The following is a 22,160-nucleotide window of genomic DNA, read 5'->3' as shown; positions in this document are numbered from 1 at the left end:
AAAATAGAAAAAGGTGAGTTTGAGCGTGCTCAAACTCACCTTTTTCATTATTCGAAGCTAGTTAATGTCCCAGCCTCCTTCTCTTTATTTCTTCCCAAACGTCTCTTTCATTCGTAATACAGGGTCATCTTCAATTGAATCGTCCCATTGTAGTACTTGTCCGTAAGAGAGTAGTTCATTTTTTAATTGTTCATAAGATACACCTTGTACAGTTGTTTTATTTTTATAAGCTAAAGCTGCTGCTGCTCCTGCTGATTGACCTAAAATCATAAATACAGGTTCCATACGTATTGAACCGTAAGCAATGTGTGAACTTGATAAACAAACCGGAACGAGTAGGTTTGTACAATCTTCAGCCTTTGGACGAATCGAACGATAGGAGATTGGATATGGGGATATTGGTATTTCCACATCACCTTCATTGTAAACACGTCCATCAATAAAGATTCTTCGAACATGATGAGAATCCATTTGATACGAGGCAAGTCCGATTGAATCTTCAACTGTTACATCACCTAAACAGTTGTGGTCTGTCATGACATAATCAGCTATCATTCTTCTTGCTTCTCGAATATATAACTGATGAGGCCAATGCCCAGTTTCTTCAAATTCATCACCAGCTAATCCCCATTGAGAGACCTCATCCCTAATCGCTTTTGGAACTTGTTCATCATTGGCTAAAAAATAGAGCAATCCCAGATTATATGTAAAATGGTCTTGGAAGATTCTTTCACGTGTTTTGTAATCTCCATCAGGCCATTCATAATTCATTCCAATATGGTCTGTTGAAAAACCACCATAATTATTTAAATCTGTCTTTCCGTTTGGTAACATAGTATGAAGATTCATTACATCCCAAACACCTGCATTGATATAACGCAATAATAACGAGTAACACCCCGGGTTGTAGGACGGTGGCTTTGGAAAAGATACACGATTATCCTCACGATTTGTTAAGCAAATGCGAAAATTATAAGCTTGAATTCGATGGTCACCTTGACCTTGATAGCCAAGCGTGTCATGAGCCGATTCTGTGATACCAGGCAATATTCCACTTGAAGGGTCACCTTCAACTACATACGGATCAATCCATTTTTCAAATTGATGGTGGGGATGTCCAAACTGAATTCCATTGTATCTTTCTCTATAAGTGGCGTTTGATTCTCTACCAACAAAGTATGTGACACCTGCTTTGGCCATTACGTCACCCTCATAGCTAGTATCAATGAAAAAGTCTCCAATGTATATAGTTCCATCTTCCATCAATATTTCTGTTATGCTGTTATTCTCTTTTTTAACTTCTACGACATGCTGATGATAAACAACTTCAATATCGTAGTCCTTGAGCCATTTTTCAAATACAAATTTGGCAGCCTTCGGTTCAAAGGTCCACTGTTCGGTTGTATTGTAATAGTTTCCTAATTCCTGAAAGAATACTCTTGATAAACCACCTATTGCTTCCTTTGCTCCAATATCAGAGGCACCCAAACCACTTGCAGTTATACCTCCAATATTCTTACCAAATTCAGCAATAACAACAGAAAGACCCATTCGTTTTGCTTGAATCGCTGCCGTAATTCCAGCAGGAGTTGCTCCATAAATAACTAAATCTCTCACGAACTTCCTTGGCTCACGAGCTTTCGGAGTAGGCACATAATAATATAACTTACTAAAATCCATTTTGTTATCCTCCTTAGGTGGAAACATTCTACTAAACTTACTTAAAGTGTAAAAGAATAATGGGAATAATCAAGACTTTTAACGGACTTTAAATCCGGATAAAAAATGCACCACCATAATTAGACCACAAAAAAGAGTGTCCATTGAAGACACTCTAATCTGCTGCTATTTCAACTGATAGGTGATACTCTTTTTCTTGCCTTTGATTTTATAGAGCGCTTTGTTGCTACACCATGTAATTGCAACGGCTAGTACACTTCCAGTAAACAACGGGATGATTCCAGGAATTAGATTTATGATAATACCTAAAAGCATACATGCAGTGAAAATGAGAATAGTCTCTAACAAAGAGCTAGCTCCAATTAAGAATGATTGCTTAATATATTGAAAGAATTTCATTTCAAATTGTGTGTATACAGGGAAGAAATAGAGTAACGTAACCATATAACAAATTGTTAAAAAAAGTAGGACTGGAAACAGTAATTGTAGCTTGTCCATATTTTTATATACAAACATAAAGTCATACACTAATATATAGCCAATCACAATAAAGAAGAGGCCAAACTTGTTAAGTGAGATAAATTCTTTTTTATAGGTTTTCCAAAATGATTGAAAGATACGATCAACTGGTTCATTTTGCAACCATTTTTGAACAATTGCAAACATGGCAACTGTTGCCGGGAATAAACCAAATAGTCCTAAGCCAACAATCGTAAAGCCAATCCACAGTAAATTTAAGTAAGCAACTTTTATCATCCATATTGCATAATTATTGAACCTTTCCCAGCCACCCACTATATGTCACCTCATTTTAAAAAATATATCGATGGATCAAATTAAAGACACTTAATAGACTTGTCACTTAATAAATTTCTACTAAAATAGAAAGTAAGTTCAAAAAGATTAGTTGTATTATAACATGTTTCAAACTGTTAGCGATTACATTTTTTTAACAGCGTAAGAGGTTGTCTCCAAATCCTTGTGATTAGTAATGAAATGTTAAAAGTTGAGGTGAATGAAATGGTTGAATTCCGTTTATTAGAAGAAAGAGAATTTCAGCAGGCAATTGAGTTGGCCGATAAAGTGTTTCGTAAAGAAGGACATATCTCAATGGGGGCTGCTTTTCCACAAGTTTTCTCACACGCCCTTCACCAATCGTATGGTGCATTTATCGATGGGACATTAGTTTCTTTTATTGGATTGGTTCCATCTATACTTCATATTGAAAGTGCAGAAGTTCAAGCCTATTCAATTGGTGCTGTTTGCACGGAGCCGGAATACAGGAAAAGAGGGATAGCGAACACACTTTTACAAATGATTTTTGATCATGTGAATAAATCTGGCGCTTCCATTCTTTTTATTTCTGGAGATTTACCGCTATACATCAAACAAGGTTGCACATTTTATGGAAAGCTGAAGCAATATAAGATTCAACAAGTAGACCTGAAACCAGAGACGGCTTATCATGTTCGTGAACTGCAGCCTACCGACTGGTTTCAAATGAGAAAAATTAGTCAGCGTCGACCAGTTCGATATGAACAAAGTATATTTGAAATGGCACAGCTTAATGAGTCAGCGGGATTTGCTAGTATTTTCAAAATGAAGCACAAGGTTCTTGTGGCAGAAGAAAACAAGCAGATAAAAGCATTTATAATTTTCGGAGTTCCGTATCAGGAACAAAAAAACGTGGAATCTCGAATAATCGAATGGGGAGGAGATCCGACAGCCATTGTAAGTTTACTTAAAGAAGCCGTTACATATGGGATTGATTCTTTACTATTTAATATACCTACTTATGAAAAAGAGTTAATACAAAAGCTTGACCTAGCATTGGAAAGTGTAGAACAATCATTTCCAGGAACGATTAAGATTATGAATCTAGATTTACTGTTGCAGCAGCTCGCTCCATATTTTAAAGATAAGTTACAGATTTCTAATATAGATGAAAACAATAAAAGTCTTATAAATAAGAAGAATTCCGTTTCAATCAATAATCGGGAGCTGGAAGAGCTTATCCTAAAAGGGAATAATAATATAGATTCATATAGTAAGGATTTGTTTCCAGTTCCATTTCCTTTTCCACAAGGATTGAACTATGTATGATTGCTAATTAATTGTAAGGGTACTAAATTAATTCTAACTTTTTATTAAAGACAGTTTATAGACTTGTCACAATAATACAAACGAACTAGAATAAGATTAGTAAAGTATTTGAAATTATAGAAATTTTTTTAACATCTAATGTATAGGCTTTCAATTATGTGTTTATTCAGACAAGAAAGTAAGGAGGGGATGGCTAAACAGAATTTGTGGTAGATTGTTAGACTTACTAATTATATTTTTGAACTTAATAGGGGGTAATTCGTAGATGAAAAAGAAACGTTTTTCGTTCATGGCACTTTTGCTTTCAGGTAGCTTACTTTTTTCAGCTTGTAGTAATGACTCAAGTACAGAGCCTAAAAAAGAAGATGGAAAAGTTGATGGTGAAATCACAGTATGGGTACATCCATATACAGGTGATGCTACAAAAGAAGAAGAAATGTGGAAAGAGATCACTGCCAATTACAATAAAGAGTTTCCTGATGTAGAAGTAAATATTGAAACCATTCCATGGGCAAACCGTGACCAAAAAGTTCTAACGGCTTTAGCAGCTAACAATGGACCGGATGTGTTCTATGCCATTCCTGACCAAATGCCACAATATGCAGATGTAGGAATGCTTCTTGAATTAGATCCATACTTAGACGAAGGTGATCTTGATGGATTCGTAGAGTCCTCCTTAGTGTCAACAACGTGGAAAGATAAAAAATACGGATTGCCAATCCTTCAAGAAGCTTATACATTCCTTTACAATCTAGATGTCGTGAAAGCGATTGGTGAAGATCCAGCAAACCTTCCAAAAACATGGGAAGAATTCGAAGCTTGGGCAGCAAAAGCTAAAGAAAAAGGTTTCTATGCATTAAATTACCTAGGAGGAGGTTCCATGAACGGAACAATCTACCCTTGGGTTTGGCAAGCTGGTGGGGATGTTGTAACAGATGATAACAAGGTACTAATTAATAGCCCAGAAAGTGTGAAAGCATTCGATTACGTAAACAATATGTATCAAAAAGGTTATATTCCAGAAGATTCTATTACAGCAACTACACAAGATGAGTTATGGTTCGCTGGAAAAATAATGGCACAACTAGGGTCTGGAATAAGTATTACGATGATGGAAAAAGAAGGTGATTTTGAATTCGCCATTGCTCCACCATTAACGGGTGAAAAACAATTAACATACGGTACAACTGGTATGTTCGTGGTACCATCTAACACAGATAATCCAGCAGCTGCAGCAGAATTTGTAAAAGCAGTTACAAATGCTGAAAACCAACGTATTTTTAATACGGTTACTCAGTATATCCCAACTCAAGAAGAGGCAAAAGATATCTTTGATTCAAACAAATACATGAGCCAACTTGCTACTTATACACAATTTGCATTACCTGGTGTTATTCATCCTAAAGGGCGTGCAATCATGCCATTTATTCAAGCTGAAATACAAACAATGATGGCAGGAGATAAAACTCCTCAAGAAGCAGCAGATGCAGCAGCTGAAGCAATTGAAGCTGAATTAGCTAAGCCGTAAACAAATAGCTTCTTACGTAAAGAGAGTTTTATTCCTTTGTGAATAAGACTCTCTGTTTATTAAAAGTTCATTTGTTTACGAAAACTTTTCTTAATTAATAAAGAAATAAGGTGATAGCTTGGAAAAGGTCGTAGAAACTCATAACAAGGTACCTCTAAAAACTTTAAAAAAGGTCAAGCCTCCTTTAAAAAACAGGATAAAAGAAGAAATGAGAAAAAATGGTATTGTTTATATTGTACTGGCACCAGTTTTAATCCATTTTTTAATCTTTCAAGTCATTCCATTTGTGTATAGCTTCGTTTTAACGTTTCTTAATTATCGAATTATTGGTACTTCTGAGTTTGTTGGATTACGAAACTGGAAACAATTATTTGATGATCCGATTGCTTTAAAATCAATTTGGAATACTGTTTTATTTTCCTTCTATTATATAGTCCCTACAATGGCACTAGGTTTGATTTTAGCGCTTGTCATAAAATCAGGAATTCGTTTTACGAAAATTTTTAAAGGGATATTCTTCCTGCCTGTTGTAACATCATTCGTTGTTGTGGCAGGGATATGGGAATGGCTGTTTTCAGGAACGGAGGCGGGATTAATCAACTATCTGTTAAGCTTTATTGGAGTTGATGCCCAATTATTTTTATCTGATTCTTCACAAGCCCTACTTGTTTTGGCTGGTTTGAGTATCTTTAAAGTATCTGGTAGTACAATGATTTATTATTTTGCAGGGCTACAGTCCATTCCAAAAGATATGTATGAAGCCGCAAAAATCGATGGTGCTTCACCTTTTAAATCCTTTTGGTTAATTACTTTCCCATTATTAAAACCAATTCATTTCTATGTGTTGATCATTACGACTATTGGTTCTTTCCAAATCTTTGATTCTGCATTCCTATTAACAAACGGAGGACCAAATTTCTCGACAAGTACCATTGTATTCTATCTTTATCAAATAGGATTCACGAATTTGAACTTTAGCTACGCAGCTGTTTTATCTTATGTATTATTCGCGATAATCTTAGTTATATCACTTATTCAGAGAAAATATTTTGGTAAAGATCAAGGTATCTATTAATTGTTGAGAGTTGTAAAGGAGATGAACAAACTTGTTTACTAAAATAATAAAATATATTGTCACAATCTTCCTGGGGTTTTGCTTTCTCCTACCATTTCTGATCATGGTGTTAAGTTCATTTAAAGAAACGACATTTGCAGCAATGGACCCATTGTTTTGGATTCCTAATGATCCGTCTATCAATAACTTTACGTACCTTTTTCGGAATGATAACTTCTTACGCTGGATTATGAACTCTGTGGTTGTAACTGTTATCCCTGTCTTTTCACAAATGTTTTTTGCAGGACTATTAGGCTACATATTTGCAAGAAAGCAATTCTTTGGAAGAGAATTTATATTCTGGACATTCATGGCTGTTATCATGATTCCATCGCAATTGCTGATCATTCCTAAATTTATCATGTTTTCAAAGTTTGGATGGATCAATGAATATCAAGCATTGATTGTTCCTGAGCTTTGGGCAATTATGGGCGTATTTTTAGTACGTCAGTTTATGCAGGGCATTCCTATGGAATTAGACGAAGCAGCCAGGATGGACGGAGCCAATGATTTTCATGTGTTTCGAAAAATTTATATGCCATTAGCATTTCCATCCATTGCAACTGTTGGAACGTTTGCATTCGTAAGTAACTGGAATGATCTATTCCAACCACTTATTTATATGACAAATGAGAAAATGTATCCTATCACGGTTGGGTTAGCTTCTACCTTAAGTAAGGAAGGGAACTTTGGAATTGAGATGGCCGGCTCTACAATTTCATTTATCCCTACGTTTCTAATTTTCTTGTTCTTCCAGAAGTATTTTACAGAAGGTATTCAGCTCTCAGGACTTAAATAATCCGTTTTGATTTTATAGAGGAGTTACGATATGAGGAATAGAAAAATAGGAATGATTGGGCTAGATACCTCACATGCAACTGCTTTTACTAAATTATTAAATGATCCCACCAATCCCTTTTTTGTTAAAGGCGGGAAAGTAACTATAGCTTGTCCGGTCGGTTCGTCTGATTTTGAGTTGAGTTACTCTCGTATTGAGGCAATTACAAAAGAAGTGGAACAGTATGGTGTTCAATTGGTAAAGACGATTGAGGAAGTAGCAGAGACATGTGATGCAATCCTACTAGAATCTGTCGATGGCCGTGTACATCTGGAGCAGGTGAAGAAACTTGTAGGTTATCAGAAGCCACTCTTTATTGACAAACCTCTTTGTCTTTCTTTTTCAGAGGCTATTGAAATCGTGAAGCTATCTGAACAATATGGTACACCAATCATGAGTTCATCTGCTTTACGATTTGCTGAAGAGGTAAGACAGGCACTAGCGATTCAAGATAAAGGAAAAATCATTGGAGCTGACTGTTTCGGTCCGATGGATATGGTTGATACTCAACCGGGGTATTTTTGGTACGGGATACATGCGATTGAGATGCTATATGCCATTTTAGGCTGCGGGGCACAGCAGGTTACTACTGTCTCTACTGTACATTCAGATTTGATTGTTTCGCAATGGGAGGATGGAAGAATTGGAAGTGCAAGAGGGAGTAGGGGCGGTAATGGTGAATTCGGTGCGTTCATTCATTTTGAAAAAGGCAGTCATTTTGTATCGATTTCTTCTTCCTCAAAACCTTTTTATGCTAGTCTCTTAGAAGAAATTATTCGTTTTTTTAACACAGGACAATCCAGCGTTCCCTTACATGAAACGCAAGAAATTATTCGCTTTATTGAAGCAGCAAATGAGAGTAAAGATACAGGAAAACGGGTGAATCTATAGTGGAAATATCGTCGATTACTATTGCAAATTATAAAAGCGGGTAAACCATTTTACCCGCCATTTGTTTTTGCTCGTTTCTAAAAAATTGTTGCTATTAACTTAAAGATTATAGTGGAACTAGTGGTGATTTCCGCTACTGGCACTCGCTTTCCGCGGGCGATCCGCAAGCCTCCTCAACGAAAAGTGGAGGTGGCTTGCACAGAAACGAGAAAATTGGCCGACTAAAGCGCCACGTCCTGTGGCTGAGTCGGCACTAGCACGTCCTGTACGTCGGAGACTCCGACAAAGAGGCGTATTTTGCCTCTGAAGGAGGAGTTGAAATTTCTCGAGTTTCTAGCCGCTGAAACTGGACAAGTCACTACCTCACTGCGGGGTCTCGCTTAGCTCGCTTTTCCCGCAGGACGTTGGATTTGCTTCCTTGAATCTACACCGCACGAAGAAAATGCCAGCATTTTCTAGGATCTCGTGCCATACGATCCAATCACACGGAAATCACCTATTATGTTATTAAATAATGCCTATACAAAAAGCAACTACGTTTACGAAAACTACCTATATTTTGTAATTATTCGTTTTCATCAATGATAAAGCTCAGTCTATAGATTCGTCTTGGTCTACCTTTGTAGGTGATTTTTTCCTCGCCTACTATATTTACTAAGTTAGCGTCCATCCATTTTAATAGGATTCGATGGGCACTTCTTGTTGTAATATTCAATGTGTCGGCTAACTCTTGAGCTGTATAGTCAAATTTCTTATGCCGTGCTACTCTGGCCATAAGTTTTGTCATATAAGCAGCAGACATTCCGGCCTTTTCGGCCTTTTGCAGTAGTTCTGCATCTGTAATAGATAGGTCATATTTTTCATATTGAGTATCGGTTATCATATCAACTGGGCCAATTACACTTTGGTCTTCACGGACGATGTAACATACGTTTCCGCCTAATTCTTTTGATTGTCGGAGTGCGAGTCTTGCATGGTTACCAGCTTCCGCAGCTGAGAGACCAAAACCAACACCAATGCTAATGGAAACACCTAGCTCCGATTTAACCGTATTTAATAAGGGGATGAATTTATAACCGCGTGTTTCTCTTTCAAAAATACCACGTGTGGTGATAAACGAAAATTCTTCTCCACCGGAATTAATTAAATGACCATCAAGTAGCTTTGTATAATTTAACATGATTTGTTGAAATTTTAGTTTGAATAATTGCACTTCATGTTCCGATGTGTATTTTTCTGTAGCTTTATCAAATTTGTCAATATCAATAATCCCAAAGACAATTTGAGACTCTTTATGTTTACGAGCTTCCGTTGCAAGTAATGCACGTTCGAGGGAAACAATTAAATCTTGATAAGTGGGTGTAACCCATTCATACGGTATTGACAATTCCGATAGCTTTATCGCAATTTCCTGCACGCCGGTGATGGCGATGGAGCCATATTTTTGATAGTTGTCCTGATGAAAATCAACAATTTCCTCCAAACAATCAGGCTGACTGGAATTAGGGAAGGAAGTACATACATAGTTCGTTTCGTCTAATTCATAAAGGATTCTACGAATATATTTTTCTTCAACCGTGTCAATCGAGAAATGTTTCGTATCGAATTGATTGTTTATCAGGAATAATGACCGATATAACCCAGTTCCCATTATGGGAACATAATGCGCTGGTTTTGAAAAGTTGATAAGATGTTTAGCTTTTAAATAGGTTGGAAATTCCGTAAACAAAAGTACTTCCACTTTATTGATCAAAGTAGTCATAACCTCCGTTTCAATCGAAGAGGGGGTTGCATGTAGAAAAATTGGCTGGAAATTAGGAAATGCTTCAAGCGCTTTCATTATTTCCTTTTCAAGTGCTTCAGGACTAACAATGCCAATAATAATTTCAGTACCATGATCTGATAATTGGTTTGTTTTCATCATGTCATCTCCATTTAAAGACATTTCTTTAATATGTCTTTTAATAATCTTACTACTAGATTAAGAGGATTTTTTCGAAATGTCAATCAATAATCATCATTTATTAAAAGACCTTTAAGTGACTTGTCTTTTAATAACCCCGAATATACAATGTAGGTAAATAGTAAATAACCATGTTTTTCCTAAAGAAAATCAAATATATTCTAGGAGGATTTAAATGAAAACGATTGCTGAATTAGAGGATTTTATGTCAACACCTAGCACAAATTTAATAAAGGACATCCAACAACTAGATGGAGATATTATGATTTTAGGTGTTAGTGGGAAGATGGGACCGACTTTAGCGAAACTTGCGAAGAGAGCTGTTGATCAGTCAGGTGTACCTAAGAAAGTGATTGGTGTTGCGAGATTCTCAGATGAGAGTTTAATAGATGAATTAGAAGCGAATGGAATTGAAACAATTAAAGCGGATTTTTTGAGGGAAGAAGATCTCCAAAACCTACCAAATGTTAAGAATATTATCTTTATGGCAGGTACGAAATTTGGAACAGTTGGAAATGAGCATCGGACATGGGCCATGAACGCCTATCTTCCAGGACGTGTCGCAGAAAAGTTTAAAGATTCTCGAATTGTGTCTTTTTCAACAGGAAATGTATACCCACTCACTTCTGTGTTAAGCAATGGTTGTACAGAGGATGTGACACCTAATCCTGTTGGTGAATATGCACAATCCTGCTTAGGTCGAGAACGAGTTTTAACTTATTTTTCGCATAAAAACCAAACACCCATTGTTCACTTTCGTTTAAACTATGCGATTGACCTACGTTATGGTGTGTTACTTGAAATTGCAAGATCAGTACATCAAGAGAAACCGATTGATTTAACAATGGGAAATGTTAATGTGATTTGGCAGGGGGATGCAAATGAATATGCGATTCGTTCCTTATTACATACAAATTATCCACCAAAAATCATCAATGTAACAGGACCTGAAACATTGTCAGTCAGATGGCTCGCAAAGGAATTCGGTAAACGAATAAAAAAGGAACCGGTATTTGTAAATAATGAAAGTCCAACTGCCTTACTAAATAATGCTTCTCAAGCACATAAATTATTTGGTTATCCAAAAGTTACCGTACAACAAATGATTGATATGATTGCTGATTGGGTTGTAAACGATGGACACACAATCAATAAACCAACCCACTTCCAAGAAAGAGAAGGTGCATTCTAATGCTGAAAGAGGCTGTTAAGAAAAAGCTTCATGAGGGCACAGTGATTCCAGCTCATCCACTAGCGCTAACTGAAGAAAGAGAACTTGACGAAACAGGGCAACGTGCCTTAACACGATACTATATCGATGCAGGTGTAGGTGGTATCGCGGTAGGAGTGCATACAACACAATTTGAAATTCGTGATTCTGAGTTTAATCTTTATGAAAGAGTACTATCAATTGCAATTGAAGAAACAAAGCGCGCCAATGTTCCTGATGATTTTATTAAAGTGGCAGGAATTTGTGGACCTACTGAACAGGCACTAAAAGAAGCGGCGTTTAGTAAAGAGGTCGGCTACGACTTAGGACTATTGAGTATGGGTGGCTTGAATCATTTATCAGAAGATGAATTACTTGAGCGCGCTGAAAAAGTTGCAGAGGTTATTCCAGTATTCGGATTTTATTTACAACCTGCAGTAGGTGGACGTATTTTTTCGTATGAGTTTTGGGAACGATTCGCTTCCATTCCAAATGTATACGCGATAAAAATTGCTCCTTTTGATCGATATTGTTCAATTGATGTTGTCCGTGCTGTTTGCCATTCGCCTCGTAATGAGGAAATAGCGCTATACACGGGTAATGATGATAATATAATAAATGATTTGTTAACAGCCTTTGAATTCACAGTCGAAGGACAGAAGGTAGAAAAGAGAATTGTCGGTGGTTTACTTGGACACTGGTCTGTTTGGACAAAACGAGTTGTCGAAACATTTGAAGAAATTAAAGTAGTAAGAGGTCAAAAGTCAGTACCAAATGGTTTATTAACACTTGGACAACAAATAACAGATGCGAATGCCGCGATATTTGATTCTCGAAATAGCTTTAAAGGAAGTATAGCTGGCATTAATGAAATCTTAGCTAGACAAGGACTACTTCAAGGAAATTGGTGTTTAGTTGATCGTGAAGTTTTAAGTCCGGGTCAATCAGAAGAGTTAGACCGAATTTATACGAGCTACCCACACCTAAATGATGATGAATTTGTTAAAGCGAATTTATCAAAGTGGCTGTCTAAATAATTGACGGAAGAAGGATTTCATATGAAAAGAATTGTAGCTAACAACAAGAAAGTTGAAATCATTGAAGATGAAGTACCAAGCATAGAAAAGCCTTCCTATATCTTAGTTAAAACATTATATTCGGTCATTTCACCGGGCACTGAACTATCGTTGCTAGCCGTTAGTGAAAAAAGACAGGTTCATCTTGGATATAGTGCAATGGGCGAAGTCGTTGATTGTGGCAGTGACATTACCGATGTGAAAAAAGGAGATCTTGTTGCTTGTTACGGTGCACCATATGTTCATCATGATGAATATCTTCTAGTTCCTAAAACCTTGTATGCGAAAGTCCCCGATACGGTTGAACCAAAAGAAGCAGCTCTAGGTGGACTTGGTGCGATTGCCATTCATGCCCTACGTATCGCAAATCTTCAATTTGGTGAAACAGTCGTAATCGTAGGTTTAGGAGTTTTAGGGCAATTAATTGCAAAAATTGCCCATGCAGCAGCCTATAATGTGATTGCATATGATCTTCACGAAAGTCGAGTAGACATGTTAAAGGAAGACAATATTAAATCATTTGCGACGGTTGATGAGATGGAAGAAGCCCTTCAGATTGATACGAAATCACGTGGAGCTGATGCCGTACTACTTTGTGCGGGAGGAAAGCGTTCACCACTTACACATGAATGTTTGAAATGGATTCGTACCAAAGGAAAGGCAGTCATCGTAGGTGATATCGAACCCGACTTTCCAAGAGACTTAATGTTTGGTAAGGAGGCTCAGTTACTCATTTCTCGGGCTGGCGGTCCAGGAAGATACGACACCGTCTATGAGAAGGAAGCAATTGATTATCCTTATGAATATGTCCGCTGGACAGAAGGTAGGAACCTTGAAGAATATATTCGACTTGTTAACGAAAAAAAGATTGATGTCAGAGCGTTTCTTTCAGAAACAGTTGAATTTGATGATGCACCACAAGAATTTGAAAAACTGTTAAACAAAGAATCTTCAACTCTTACAAAAATCATAAAGTTTACGTAAATACGCTGAATTGGGCATAACAACGGAAAGGATTTTGAAGTTAAATGATGTGTAACCACTTTTACTTACAAGGAAATGTTGTTACAGATAAGAGAATAGATAAAAATATGATCATTGAAATCAAAGATGGAAAAATCATTTTCGTTGGTAAGAAAGAAAAGGAGGATCTGCCCTACTACCAAGTAGAAGGGTGGATCTGTCCTGGTTTTATAGATACACATATACACGGTCTAAATGGTCAAGATTTTATGGATTGTTCAAAGGAAGGTTTTTATCGCATTCAAAATGGGCTCCCATCCTTTGGTGTGACAAGTTTCTTGTCAACATCAAGGGCAGCCACATTAGAAGATATTAAAACCTTCCTTTTATTAAATAAACTCATAGTTGCTGAAAATCGTGGTGGTGCTCGCCTTTTGGGTATTCATTTAGAAGGCCCATGGATTAATCAAAAATATAAAGGTGCTCAAAAAGCAGAATACATACTGGATCCTGCTATAGAAGAAGTAAAATCGTTACTTCAAATGGCTGGGAATTTGATAAAAATTGTAACATTAGCCCCTGAACTTCCTAACGCAACCGATGTCATACAGCTATTGAAGGAAAAAAAGGTTGCCATTTCTGCCGGACATACAGATGCATCATATGAGGAAATGGAAATGGCGATTCAATACGGCCTATCAAGAGTGACTCATTGTTTCAATGGAATGGGCCCGCTTACACATCGCAATTTAACAGCTGCGTTTGCAGCACTTGATTTACAAGAATTACACTGCGAACTTATCGCAGATGGCATTCATGTGCATTCAAAAATAATTGAACTCCTTTACAGAATGAAAGGGGTGGATCATCTTACCTTAATTTCTGATTGTACTGGGACCAACCAATTACCAGATGGGTGTCATCAAATCGGTGGGAAGACCGTCTATAAAAGTGGTGGAAAAGTATCATTAGCGAACGGAAGCCTTGCGGGAAGTTCTTTAACGCTAGACAAGGCAGTTCAATACATCATTCAGAAATCTCGTATTCCGATTGAAGAAGCAGTACAAATGGCGAGCTATAACCCAGCTGTCGTCTGTGGAGTTAGTGAACATAAAGGTAGGATAGCCGTTGGATTTGATGCAGATGTTGTTATGTTAACAAATGATTTAGAGGTAGAAAGCACAATTATAGATGGGAATTTTGTTTTCAGACGAAATGATTAGAGATTAAATTTTTATGATAACTGAAAAGAGGTATTAAAGATGAAAATTAATTTATTGGGTGAAACAAATTCAATTATAAATGGATTAGAGTTATTAATTGAAGACTTGGGGATTAAGTTGAATGAAAGTGGCTACCCAATCTCCGTGATTCAAAGGGAAGGTCCGATCCGTGTTACCAATAAGGATGGAAAAGGTGAAATCTATTATCAGGAAAAAATTCATTTCTATCGGGCAATTGGTGTGTGGTTAGAGAATTATCAAAAGAATGGTGAATTTGAGATAACTGAACAGCCCAATTTTCAAACAAGCGGTGTCATGCTGGATGTTTCTAGAAATGCTGTCTTAAAAGTAGATGAGGTTCAGGCATTGCTTAGAAAACTATCCATTATGGGATTAAACGTTGTCATGCTCTATACAGAGGATACTTATGAAGTACCAGAGTACCCGTATTTCGGCTATATGCGTGGTAGATACACAGAAGACGAACTAAAGACCTGTGATCAATATGCAGACGCTTTAGGAATTGAGATGATACCTTGTATCCAAACTCTCGCTCATTTAACAATGGCATTGAAATGGGGCTATGCGAAGGAAATTAGGGACACATCTGACATTCTATTAGTAGGTGAGTCCAAAACATACCAATTTATAGAAAGCATGATTAAGGCTGCTTCGAAACCATTTAAATCAAATCGCATTCATATTGGAATGGATGAAGCGCATCAACTTGGACTTGGCCGCTATTTAGATTTAAATGGATATGAAAATCGTTTTGAGATTATGAATAAGCATTTAGAACAGGTTGTATCAATTGCAGAGCGTCATGGGCTAAAACCAATGATTTGGAGTGATATGTATTTCCGCTTAGGTTCAAAACATGGCGAATATTACGATGAAGATGTACATATTCCAGAAGAAGCGATTGCTTCAATACCAAAGAATGTGGAACTTGTGTATTGGGATTATTATCATGCAGATGAAGAGTTTTATCGGACTTATATTCAGAAGCATAAAGAATTAGGAAGAGATACTCTTTTTGCTGGTGGGGCTTGGACATGGAATGGGATTTCTCCCAACTATGGGCGCGCATTTGTAACGACTGAAGCTGCTTTATCAGCTTGTAAAAAAGATGGATTACATGAAGTGATTACGACATTATGGGGCGACAATGGAGGAGAAACTCCACTTACAACTGCATTACCAGTAATCCAGCTCTATGCGGAACATACCTATAAGCAAACAGTAACTATGGAGCATTTAGCTGAACGTTTCCATTTCTGCACGGGAAACCATTTGGAGGATTTCCTTACACTCAATCAATTAGATGAAACTCCAGGTGTAATGGAAAATAATCTGAACTCCTCAAATGCTTCTAAATTTTTATTATGGCAGGATCTCCTTATTGGTTTATTTGATGAAAATATCCGTGGATTTGAAATGAATGCACATTATCAAAAGTTAATTCCTCAATTAAGGGCAGCTAAGGATAGAAACCCTAATTCAGCTTTACTATTTGAATTCTATGAACAGCTTGCAACTGTACTTAGTATGAAGTCGGAAATGGGAATTCATTTAAAAACAGCTTATGACAACGGTGATAAAGAAACGATGAAACTTCTTTTAACCGATTTACACGAATTGACGAAAGAAATAAGTCTTCTGCATAACAAACATAGAGAAGTTTGGTTTTCCTTATATAAACCTTTCGGCTGGGAAATAATTGAATTCCGCTATGGGGGATTACTTGCCAGAATGGAAACGTCTAAACTCCGAATTTTACATTGGCTAGAAGGTTCAATCGAAAGTATTGAAGAATTAGAGGAAAAGAGATTAGTTCATGATGGTCCGAACGGGATACCTGACGGTTCGTTAGGTAATCACTTCTACAATCGAATTGCTACAGCGGGTAATTTTAATTGGTAAGGTTGATTAGGAGGGAAGGCGTATTCATTAAGAAAGAAAGCTACCACTGGTACAAAAAGAGTTATTTCCAATGGATGCTTGGAAATATATACCCTTAAAGTAATTTTCGGAATTTGAGAAGAGAGGTTGATTGTATGCAGAACGTATTATTGATAGGTGCCGGAACAATGGGAATGGTACATGCAAGTGCCTATTATGCAATGGAAGATGTCAAGGTCGTTGGAATTGTTGATATCAGAAAAGAGCAGGCAGAGCAAATCAGAGGTGAACATGATACAAAGATATTTCAAACCTTAGAAGAAGCTGTAGAAAATATCGAACGTATTGATGTGATCGATATTTGTGCTCCAACTTTTCTGCACAAAGAGTATGTGATAAAAGCAGCAGATTTAGGAATCAATGTGATATGTGAAAAACCACTAGCATATTCCCTTCAGGATGCCAAAGAAATGATTGATTATTGTAAAGAAAAAGATGTGAAATTATTTGTCGGACACGTGGTACGTTTTTTCCCACAATATTCAAAAGCAAAAGAGCTAGTAAAAAAAGAAGCAATTGGTGAGATTGGTATCGTTCGTACAAGAAGAGGCGGAAGTTTTCCTTTGGGATGGAGTGATTGGTATGCAGACCAATCGAAAAGTGGTGGCGTGATCCTTGATTTAATCATTCACGACTTTGATTTTCTTCGGTGGACATTCGGCGAAGTGGATCGAGTTTTTGCGAAAGGGCTATCTGAAAAAGGACTGGAACATCTCGATTATGCGATCGTTACATTGGTTTTTGAATCCGGTGTTATTGCTCATGTGGAAGGTACGTGGGCCCATCAAACTTTTTCTTCGCAATTTGAATTCGCCGGAAAAACTGGAATCATCGAATATGATAGTTTAAAAGAGGAGCCTGTTTTACTTTCGATTAGACAATCGAGCGAGGAACAAAACGGTGTTGAGGTACCTCAAAGTCCTATGAAAAAGTCACCGTATCATATAGAACTAGAGCATTTCTTATCTTGTTTGAAATCGAATAAAACGCCAATTGTTACAGCTGAAGATGCATATAAAGCAATGGAGATATCAGTTGCTGCCCTTGAATCTTTAAAAACAGTTGTACCTGTATCACTAAGTAAGAAAGGGGAGAACTGATATGAAGATTGGAATCATAAGCTTTGCTCATATGCACGCCCATAGTTATGCATCCGTCATTAAAAATATGGAAGGTATCACATTAGCTGGTATTTCCGATGAAAATGAAGAAAGAGGAATGAAGAATTCTCAATTATACGATACAGTATATTTTCAAAATTATCATGAATTACTTGGATCTGATATTGATGCTGTCATTGTAACTTCTGAAAACTATCTTCACCATCAACACGTACTTGCTGCGGCGAAAGCAGGAAAACATGTCTTATGTGAAAAGCCGTTAGCCACCAATTTAAAAGATATTGAAGAAATGATAAGCGAATGTGAGCAACATCAAGTTTTGTTAGGTACAGCTTTTCCTGTTCGATTTAACACACCCATTCAACATGCTAAAAAAGTGATAGAAGAAGGTAGACTAGGAGAAATTTTAGCAATAAAGGGAACAAACAGGGGAACCAATCCTGGAGGCTGGTTTATTGACAAGGAAAAATCTGGCGGTGGAGCGGTCCTTGATCATACAGTACACGTAGTTGATATCATGAGATGGTTCACTGGAGCCGAAGTGCAGGAAGTGTACGCAGAAATCGGTAACGTATATATTGATCATCCCATTGATGATTGTGGAATTTTGACAATGGAATTTACAAATGGAATGTTTGCTACACTTGATTGCAGTTGGTCAAGAAACAGCTCTTATCCAACGTGGGGCGATGTAACCATGGAAATTATCGGAACAAATGGCACCTTAAAGATAGACGCTTTTTCGCAAAAAATGGATTATTATTCAAATCACGATGGGCTCAAATGGATTAACTGGGGCGATGATATGGATGCCGGTCTAATCGAGGACTTTGTTGCAAGCGTTAAAGAAGGAAAGTCTCCATTAGCATCAGGACATTCAGGGCTAAAAGCAGTAGAGGTAGCTCTGGCAGCCTATCAGTCTTCTGAAAAGGGAACACCAGTAAAACTAAAATAAGTAAAAAAGAATTTGAAAAAATTTCTGAATCTTAGAGCTCGATTTGATTCGAGCTCTTGATAACGAAAGGGGGCTCACAATGAAAGTCTCTGAAAAATTGCAAACGGATATTGTGATTATCGGGGGTGGCCTCGGAGGATGTGCGGCTGCACTTTCCGCCTTACAATCTGGGAAAAAAGTGGTCTTGACCGAGGAGACGAAGTGGATTGGTGGTCAAATTACAAGTCAAGGTGTACCACCGGATGAGCATCCATGGATTGAACAATTTGGAGGGACGAAAACTTATCAGACTTTCCGAAAAAAAATCAGAGAATACTATCTTTCCAATTATCCAGTAAAGACCAAAGAACGGATGAATGATCAATTCAATCCTGGTAATGCCATTGTTAGCAACATAAGTCATGAACCGCGAGTTGCATTACGTGTTCTTTACGATTTGCTTTCGCCCTATATAAGTAGCGGTAGGCTGACGCTATTAACAGAGTATAAAATCCTTAAAGCTGAATCCGAAAATGATCAAGTTCAATCAGTTACCGTTGGACATACAAAAACAGGCCATACATACCAATTAAGAGGGAAGTATTTTTTGGATGCAACTGAAATGGGAGAAGTTTTACCACTCGCCAATGTTGAATATGTAATTGGTGCTGAATCTCAAGGGGTAACAGGGGAAGCCCATGCACCTAAGGAAAATCAACCTTTCAATATGCAGGCTTTTACGTATTGTTTTGCGATTGATCATATTGATGGGGAAGATCACACAATTGAGAAACCTGTTCAATATGAATTTTGGAAGAACTATCAGGCAGAGTTTTGGCCAGCCAAACAATTAAGTTGGTGGGGACTTGTACCTCACACATTAGAACCGATAGAGTATTCTTTTTTTTACGAACCAGAACACTTTTCATTATGGAATTACCGGAGGATACTCGATAAAGATAATTTTGAACCAGGTATGTTTCAAAGTGATGTAACCATCGTTAATTGGCCACAAAACGATTATTGGTTAGGTCCTATTATTGATGTAACGGATGAAGAAAAAGAAAAACATTTATATAATGCCAAGCAATTAAGTTTATCGCTGCTTTATTGGATGCAAACGGAAGCACCCCGCCCAGATGGAGGAACAGGCTATCCTGGTATACGCCTAAGGAAAGATGTTTTAGGAACAGAGGACGGATTAGCCATGTACCCTTATATCCGTGAATCAAGACGAATTAAAGCTCAATATACCGTAAAGGAACAAGATATCAGCGGTGAAATCGATGGAAAAGAGAGTGCTACGTTCTTTCACGATAGTGTAGGGATTGGAAGTTATCGGATAGACCTTCATCCGAGCACAGGATTGGACACGTATATTGATATTTCGTCCCACCCATTTCAAATTCCTCTCGGGAGTTTACTGCCAATACGCGTTCAAAATTTGTTACCCGCTTGTAAAAATATTGGTTCTACTCATATTACAAATGGTTGTTATCGATTACATCCAGTGGAATGGAATATCGGTGAAGTAGCTGGCCATTTAGCGGCTTATTGTATTGATCATGAAATCATCCCCCTAGAGGTAAGAAATCAAGATGATAAACTATCAGATTTTCAATCGTGTATCGCCAAAGCTGGTATAGAACTTGATTGGCCCAAAATCCACAAAATTTAAATGAAGACAAAGAGTGGAGTGGATAAACTTTGATCGCTTTAGTTGACAAAAGTATGCATATGAAACGTGTTGTAAGCTATACTCATTATTTTTCGGATATTAATCTACTTTTAAAAGAGAACCTTCATCAATACTCAGTTATTTTTATCAATGGGTATGACAATGGTAATCCAATGAAAGTATCGTACGACATACTTGAAAAACTTTGGGATTTTATTGATTATGGTGGAATTCTATACGGTGAGCTTATAAACTGTGAGGATTTTCCTTCATCTCGTCTTTTTGGTTTCAAGCAGGATTTCACAGTAACGAATCGACGTCTAGAAAAGCTAGTAATTTCTCATGATACCCAATATTGTAAAAAAGGTCAGTTACTCGAATGGCAAGGTGCCTTTTTAACAGGCTTTACCTTTGACACGGAACGGCTTTTAGATATCGATCATTTCAAAGAGACTCATCAAACTTCGGATGAAGGGCAATACCCTGGAATTGTTGTAAAAAAGCATGGGAAGGGGAAAACCATTTTTTCAACGTTTTCTTTTTTAGGTAATGAACAGAATTGGACGTTACGACCTAATTGGTTATGGAATGCAGTTGTAAAATGGCTGCAAATGGAGTATCACCTACCACTACAATCAATCCAACCAATTATTCAAAAACGTGAGAAATCTGATACTAAACAAACAATTGACAATGGAATGGACTGGTTTTTAAAATCTGGAATCTTACCGAAGGAAGATGGAAGTCTCGGAGTTTATGAAAATATCCATTCAATTCGAAGCGATGTAAGTAAGGATCGTCGTCCAGATTGTCATTCCCATACTGCCCTTTTATTTTATCTGTATGGAGAATATGCAAAAGACCCTGAATGGACCGAGAGATCACATCGATTATTGAACTACTTATTTAAAGCAGGCTATCAGGATACAGATCCGAATTCAGCTACATATGGTTTTTGGAAATGGTTTCAAAGTCCAAAGAGTAAGCCAGAGCAAATATTCACTGATGATAATAGTTGGGTAGCACTGGTTCTCTTATATTTATACCGTAAAACAGGTCAAACCATCTATAAAGAAAGGGGTCTATTAACAGCTTATGCTCTATTAAACACGCAGAATAAAAAGGGACTTCGACCAGAATGTATCCGTGAACAAGAGCTTATCAAGAAAGGACCTGCATACTTCCAGAATTCCACAATCGCAAGTATGAATCCTCACTTTGAGGCAATTGCCCATGTTGCCTTTATCCAAGCGTATTATGTGACCAAGGATGAAAAGTTTTTAGAAACCGCATTCAAAGGTACGTTAACGATGCTTGATAATAAAAGTGATTTGAAATTCATGTATAGCAAAACGGCTGGATATAGCAGATTCTTATTATCATTAGCTGACATGTACGCCGTTACAAAGAGCGATACCATTCTGGAAGGTTTATATGAAGTACTTGATTATTTAACTGAGAACCAGCATAAACAAGGCGGAATTGAAGAAAGTGATAATCCGGATCCTGAAAGATATGGTACAGAGGATACGGGTGTGTTCCGAATGAATGGTGAAGGGATTGCAGATCAATTGTACACTAACAATTTCTTACTCATGAATGTTTGGGAAGCATGGAAAGCAACAGGAGACACTAAAATAAAAAAAATTCATGAGAAGCTAGCCCACTTTTTATCAAACATTCAAATTACTTCTCAAAGAAAGGAATTTGATGGTGCCTGGATGCGTTCCTATCATTTAGACAGTGAAGAGTATTTCGGTAACAATGGTGACACAGGTTGGGGTGCATATGTAATAGAAAGTGGATGGACAAATGCGATCATCTTATCTGGCCTCATCTTAAAAGAATTAGATCAATCTCTATTAGATTAATATGG

General features: G+C 37.2%; 17 protein-coding genes. 14 read left to right on the top strand and 3 right to left on the bottom strand.

The window, feature by feature from the left end:
• Positions 1-84 precede the first annotated feature (84 nt).
• A complete protein-coding gene (locus tag ACR65M_RS15115) occupies positions 85-1,680 on the bottom strand; it encodes an FAD-dependent oxidoreductase (RefSeq protein ID WP_341331585.1) in 1,596 nt (531 codons plus the stop codon).
• A 165-nt stretch (positions 1,681-1,845) separates the two neighbouring features.
• Entirely contained in the window at positions 1,846-2,436 is a 591-nt protein-coding gene (locus ACR65M_RS15110) for a YesL family protein (protein ID WP_440273711.1), read from the bottom strand.
• A 240-nt stretch (positions 2,437-2,676) separates the two neighbouring features.
• Here ACR65M_RS15110 and ACR65M_RS15105 point away from each other — a divergent pair, with 240 nt between their 5' ends.
• The 5 genes from ACR65M_RS15105 (at position 2,677) to ACR65M_RS15085 (ending at position 8,154) form a co-directional block, all read left to right on the top strand.
• Positions 2,677-3,783: a GNAT family N-acetyltransferase gene (locus ACR65M_RS15105; RefSeq protein ID WP_440273710.1), complete on the top strand. Its 1,107-nt coding sequence runs from the start codon at positions 2,677-2,679 to the stop codon at positions 3,781-3,783.
• A gap of 265 nt (positions 3,784-4,048) precedes the next feature.
• Positions 4,049-5,311, top strand: a complete 1,263-nt coding sequence (locus tag ACR65M_RS15100) for a sugar ABC transporter substrate-binding protein (RefSeq protein ID WP_341331588.1) — start codon at positions 4,049-4,051, stop codon at positions 5,309-5,311.
• A 208-nt stretch (positions 5,312-5,519) separates the two neighbouring features.
• Positions 5,520-6,386, top strand: coding sequence for an ABC transporter permease subunit (locus ACR65M_RS15095; protein WP_121446168.1), 867 nt, complete (start codon positions 5,520-5,522; stop codon positions 6,384-6,386).
• 31 nt (positions 6,387-6,417) lie between these two features.
• Positions 6,418-7,224 (top strand): ABC transporter permease subunit, encoded by an 807-nt coding sequence (locus tag ACR65M_RS15090; RefSeq protein WP_121446115.1) that lies wholly within the window; start codon positions 6,418-6,420, stop codon positions 7,222-7,224.
• Between the two features lie 30 nt (positions 7,225-7,254).
• Positions 7,255-8,154: a Gfo/Idh/MocA family protein gene (locus ACR65M_RS15085; protein WP_440273709.1), complete on the top strand. Its 900-nt coding sequence runs from the start codon at positions 7,255-7,257 to the stop codon at positions 8,152-8,154.
• A gap of 565 nt (positions 8,155-8,719) precedes the next feature.
• On the opposite strand, the gene ACR65M_RS15080 is transcribed toward ACR65M_RS15085, so the two are convergent.
• Complete coding sequence (locus tag ACR65M_RS15080; protein WP_440273708.1) at positions 8,720-10,075, bottom strand: helix-turn-helix domain-containing protein; 1,356 nt, start codon at positions 10,073-10,075, stop codon at positions 8,720-8,722.
• A 217-nt stretch (positions 10,076-10,292) separates the two neighbouring features.
• Between ACR65M_RS15080 and ACR65M_RS15075 the strand changes: the two genes are divergently transcribed.
• The 9 genes from ACR65M_RS15075 to ACR65M_RS15035 all read left to right on the top strand — a co-directional run bounded on the left by ACR65M_RS15075 (position 10,293) and on the right by ACR65M_RS15035 (position 22,155).
• Positions 10,293-11,309: an NAD-dependent epimerase/dehydratase family protein gene (locus tag ACR65M_RS15075; RefSeq protein WP_440273707.1), complete on the top strand. Its 1,017-nt coding sequence runs from the start codon at positions 10,293-10,295 to the stop codon at positions 11,307-11,309.
• Positions 11,309-12,364, top strand: a complete 1,056-nt coding sequence (locus tag ACR65M_RS15070; RefSeq protein WP_440273706.1) for a dihydrodipicolinate synthase family protein — start codon at positions 11,309-11,311, stop codon at positions 12,362-12,364. Before ACR65M_RS15075 ends, ACR65M_RS15070 begins: the two co-directional genes overlap by 1 nt.
• A gap of 21 nt (positions 12,365-12,385) precedes the next feature.
• On the top strand, positions 12,386-13,387 hold the full coding sequence (locus ACR65M_RS15065; RefSeq protein WP_440273705.1) for a zinc-dependent alcohol dehydrogenase: 1,002 nt from the start codon (positions 12,386-12,388) through the stop codon (positions 13,385-13,387).
• 44 nt (positions 13,388-13,431) lie between these two features.
• Complete coding sequence (nagA, locus tag ACR65M_RS15060; protein ID WP_440273704.1) at positions 13,432-14,589, top strand: N-acetylglucosamine-6-phosphate deacetylase; 1,158 nt, start codon at positions 13,432-13,434, stop codon at positions 14,587-14,589.
• Between the two features lie 39 nt (positions 14,590-14,628).
• Positions 14,629-16,512, top strand: a complete 1,884-nt coding sequence (locus tag ACR65M_RS15055) for a beta-N-acetylhexosaminidase (RefSeq protein WP_440273703.1) — start codon at positions 14,629-14,631, stop codon at positions 16,510-16,512.
• 134 nt (positions 16,513-16,646) lie between these two features.
• Positions 16,647-17,651: a Gfo/Idh/MocA family protein gene (locus ACR65M_RS15050; RefSeq protein ID WP_440273702.1), complete on the top strand. Its 1,005-nt coding sequence runs from the start codon at positions 16,647-16,649 to the stop codon at positions 17,649-17,651.
• 1 nt (position 17,652) lies between these two features.
• Positions 17,653-18,627, top strand: a complete 975-nt coding sequence (locus ACR65M_RS15045) for a Gfo/Idh/MocA family protein (RefSeq protein ID WP_341331597.1) — start codon at positions 17,653-17,655, stop codon at positions 18,625-18,627.
• Between the two features lie 79 nt (positions 18,628-18,706).
• Entirely contained in the window at positions 18,707-20,284 is a 1,578-nt protein-coding gene (locus ACR65M_RS15040; protein ID WP_440273701.1) for an FAD-dependent oxidoreductase, read from the top strand.
• 59 nt (positions 20,285-20,343) lie between these two features.
• On the top strand, positions 20,344-22,155 hold the full coding sequence (locus ACR65M_RS15035) for a hypothetical protein (protein ID WP_440273700.1): 1,812 nt from the start codon (positions 20,344-20,346) through the stop codon (positions 22,153-22,155).
• Positions 22,156-22,160: the final 5 nt, after the last annotated feature.

The sequence above is a fragment of the Ferdinandcohnia sp. SAFN-114 genome, assembly GCF_059415045.1.
This window is presented reverse-complemented; position numbering and strand designations above follow the sequence as displayed.

What these genes read in the sequence shown, in the direction of transcription:
- ACR65M_RS15095 (WP_121446168.1), top strand. Translation starts at nt 5,520, where the DNA reads ATGAGAAAAAATGGTATTGTTTATATTGTACTGGCACCAGTTTTAATC.
- ACR65M_RS15085 (WP_440273709.1), top strand. Translation starts at nt 7,255, where the DNA reads ATGAGGAATAGAAAAATAGGAATGATTGGGCTAGATACCTCACATGCA.
- ACR65M_RS15080 (WP_440273708.1), bottom strand. Translation starts at nt 10,075, where the DNA reads ATGAAAACAAACCAATTATCAGATCATGGTACTGAAATTATTATTGGC.
- ACR65M_RS15070 (WP_440273706.1), top strand. Translation starts at nt 11,309, where the DNA reads ATGCTGAAAGAGGCTGTTAAGAAAAAGCTTCATGAGGGCACAGTGATT.
- ACR65M_RS15050 (WP_440273702.1), top strand. Translation starts at nt 16,647, where the DNA reads ATGCAGAACGTATTATTGATAGGTGCCGGAACAATGGGAATGGTACAT.
- ACR65M_RS15040 (WP_440273701.1), top strand. Translation starts at nt 18,707, where the DNA reads ATGAAAGTCTCTGAAAAATTGCAAACGGATATTGTGATTATCGGGGGT.
- nagA (WP_440273704.1), top strand. Translation starts at nt 13,432, where the DNA reads ATGATGTGTAACCACTTTTACTTACAAGGAAATGTTGTTACAGATAAG.
- ACR65M_RS15075 (WP_440273707.1), top strand. Translation starts at nt 10,293, where the DNA reads ATGAAAACGATTGCTGAATTAGAGGATTTTATGTCAACACCTAGCACA.
- ACR65M_RS15110 (WP_440273711.1), bottom strand. Translation starts at nt 2,436, where the DNA reads ATGATAAAAGTTGCTTACTTAAATTTACTGTGGATTGGCTTTACGATT.
- ACR65M_RS15105 (WP_440273710.1), top strand. Translation starts at nt 2,677, where the DNA reads ATGTTAAAAGTTGAGGTGAATGAAATGGTTGAATTCCGTTTATTAGAA.
- ACR65M_RS15100 (WP_341331588.1), top strand. Translation starts at nt 4,049, where the DNA reads ATGAAAAAGAAACGTTTTTCGTTCATGGCACTTTTGCTTTCAGGTAGC.
- ACR65M_RS15115 (WP_341331585.1), bottom strand. Translation starts at nt 1,680, where the DNA reads ATGGATTTTAGTAAGTTATATTATTATGTGCCTACTCCGAAAGCTCGT.
- ACR65M_RS15035 (WP_440273700.1), top strand. Translation starts at nt 20,344, where the DNA reads ATGAAACGTGTTGTAAGCTATACTCATTATTTTTCGGATATTAATCTA.
- ACR65M_RS15065 (WP_440273705.1), top strand. Translation starts at nt 12,386, where the DNA reads ATGAAAAGAATTGTAGCTAACAACAAGAAAGTTGAAATCATTGAAGAT.
- ACR65M_RS15045 (WP_341331597.1), top strand. Translation starts at nt 17,653, where the DNA reads ATGAAGATTGGAATCATAAGCTTTGCTCATATGCACGCCCATAGTTAT.
- ACR65M_RS15055 (WP_440273703.1), top strand. Translation starts at nt 14,629, where the DNA reads ATGAAAATTAATTTATTGGGTGAAACAAATTCAATTATAAATGGATTA.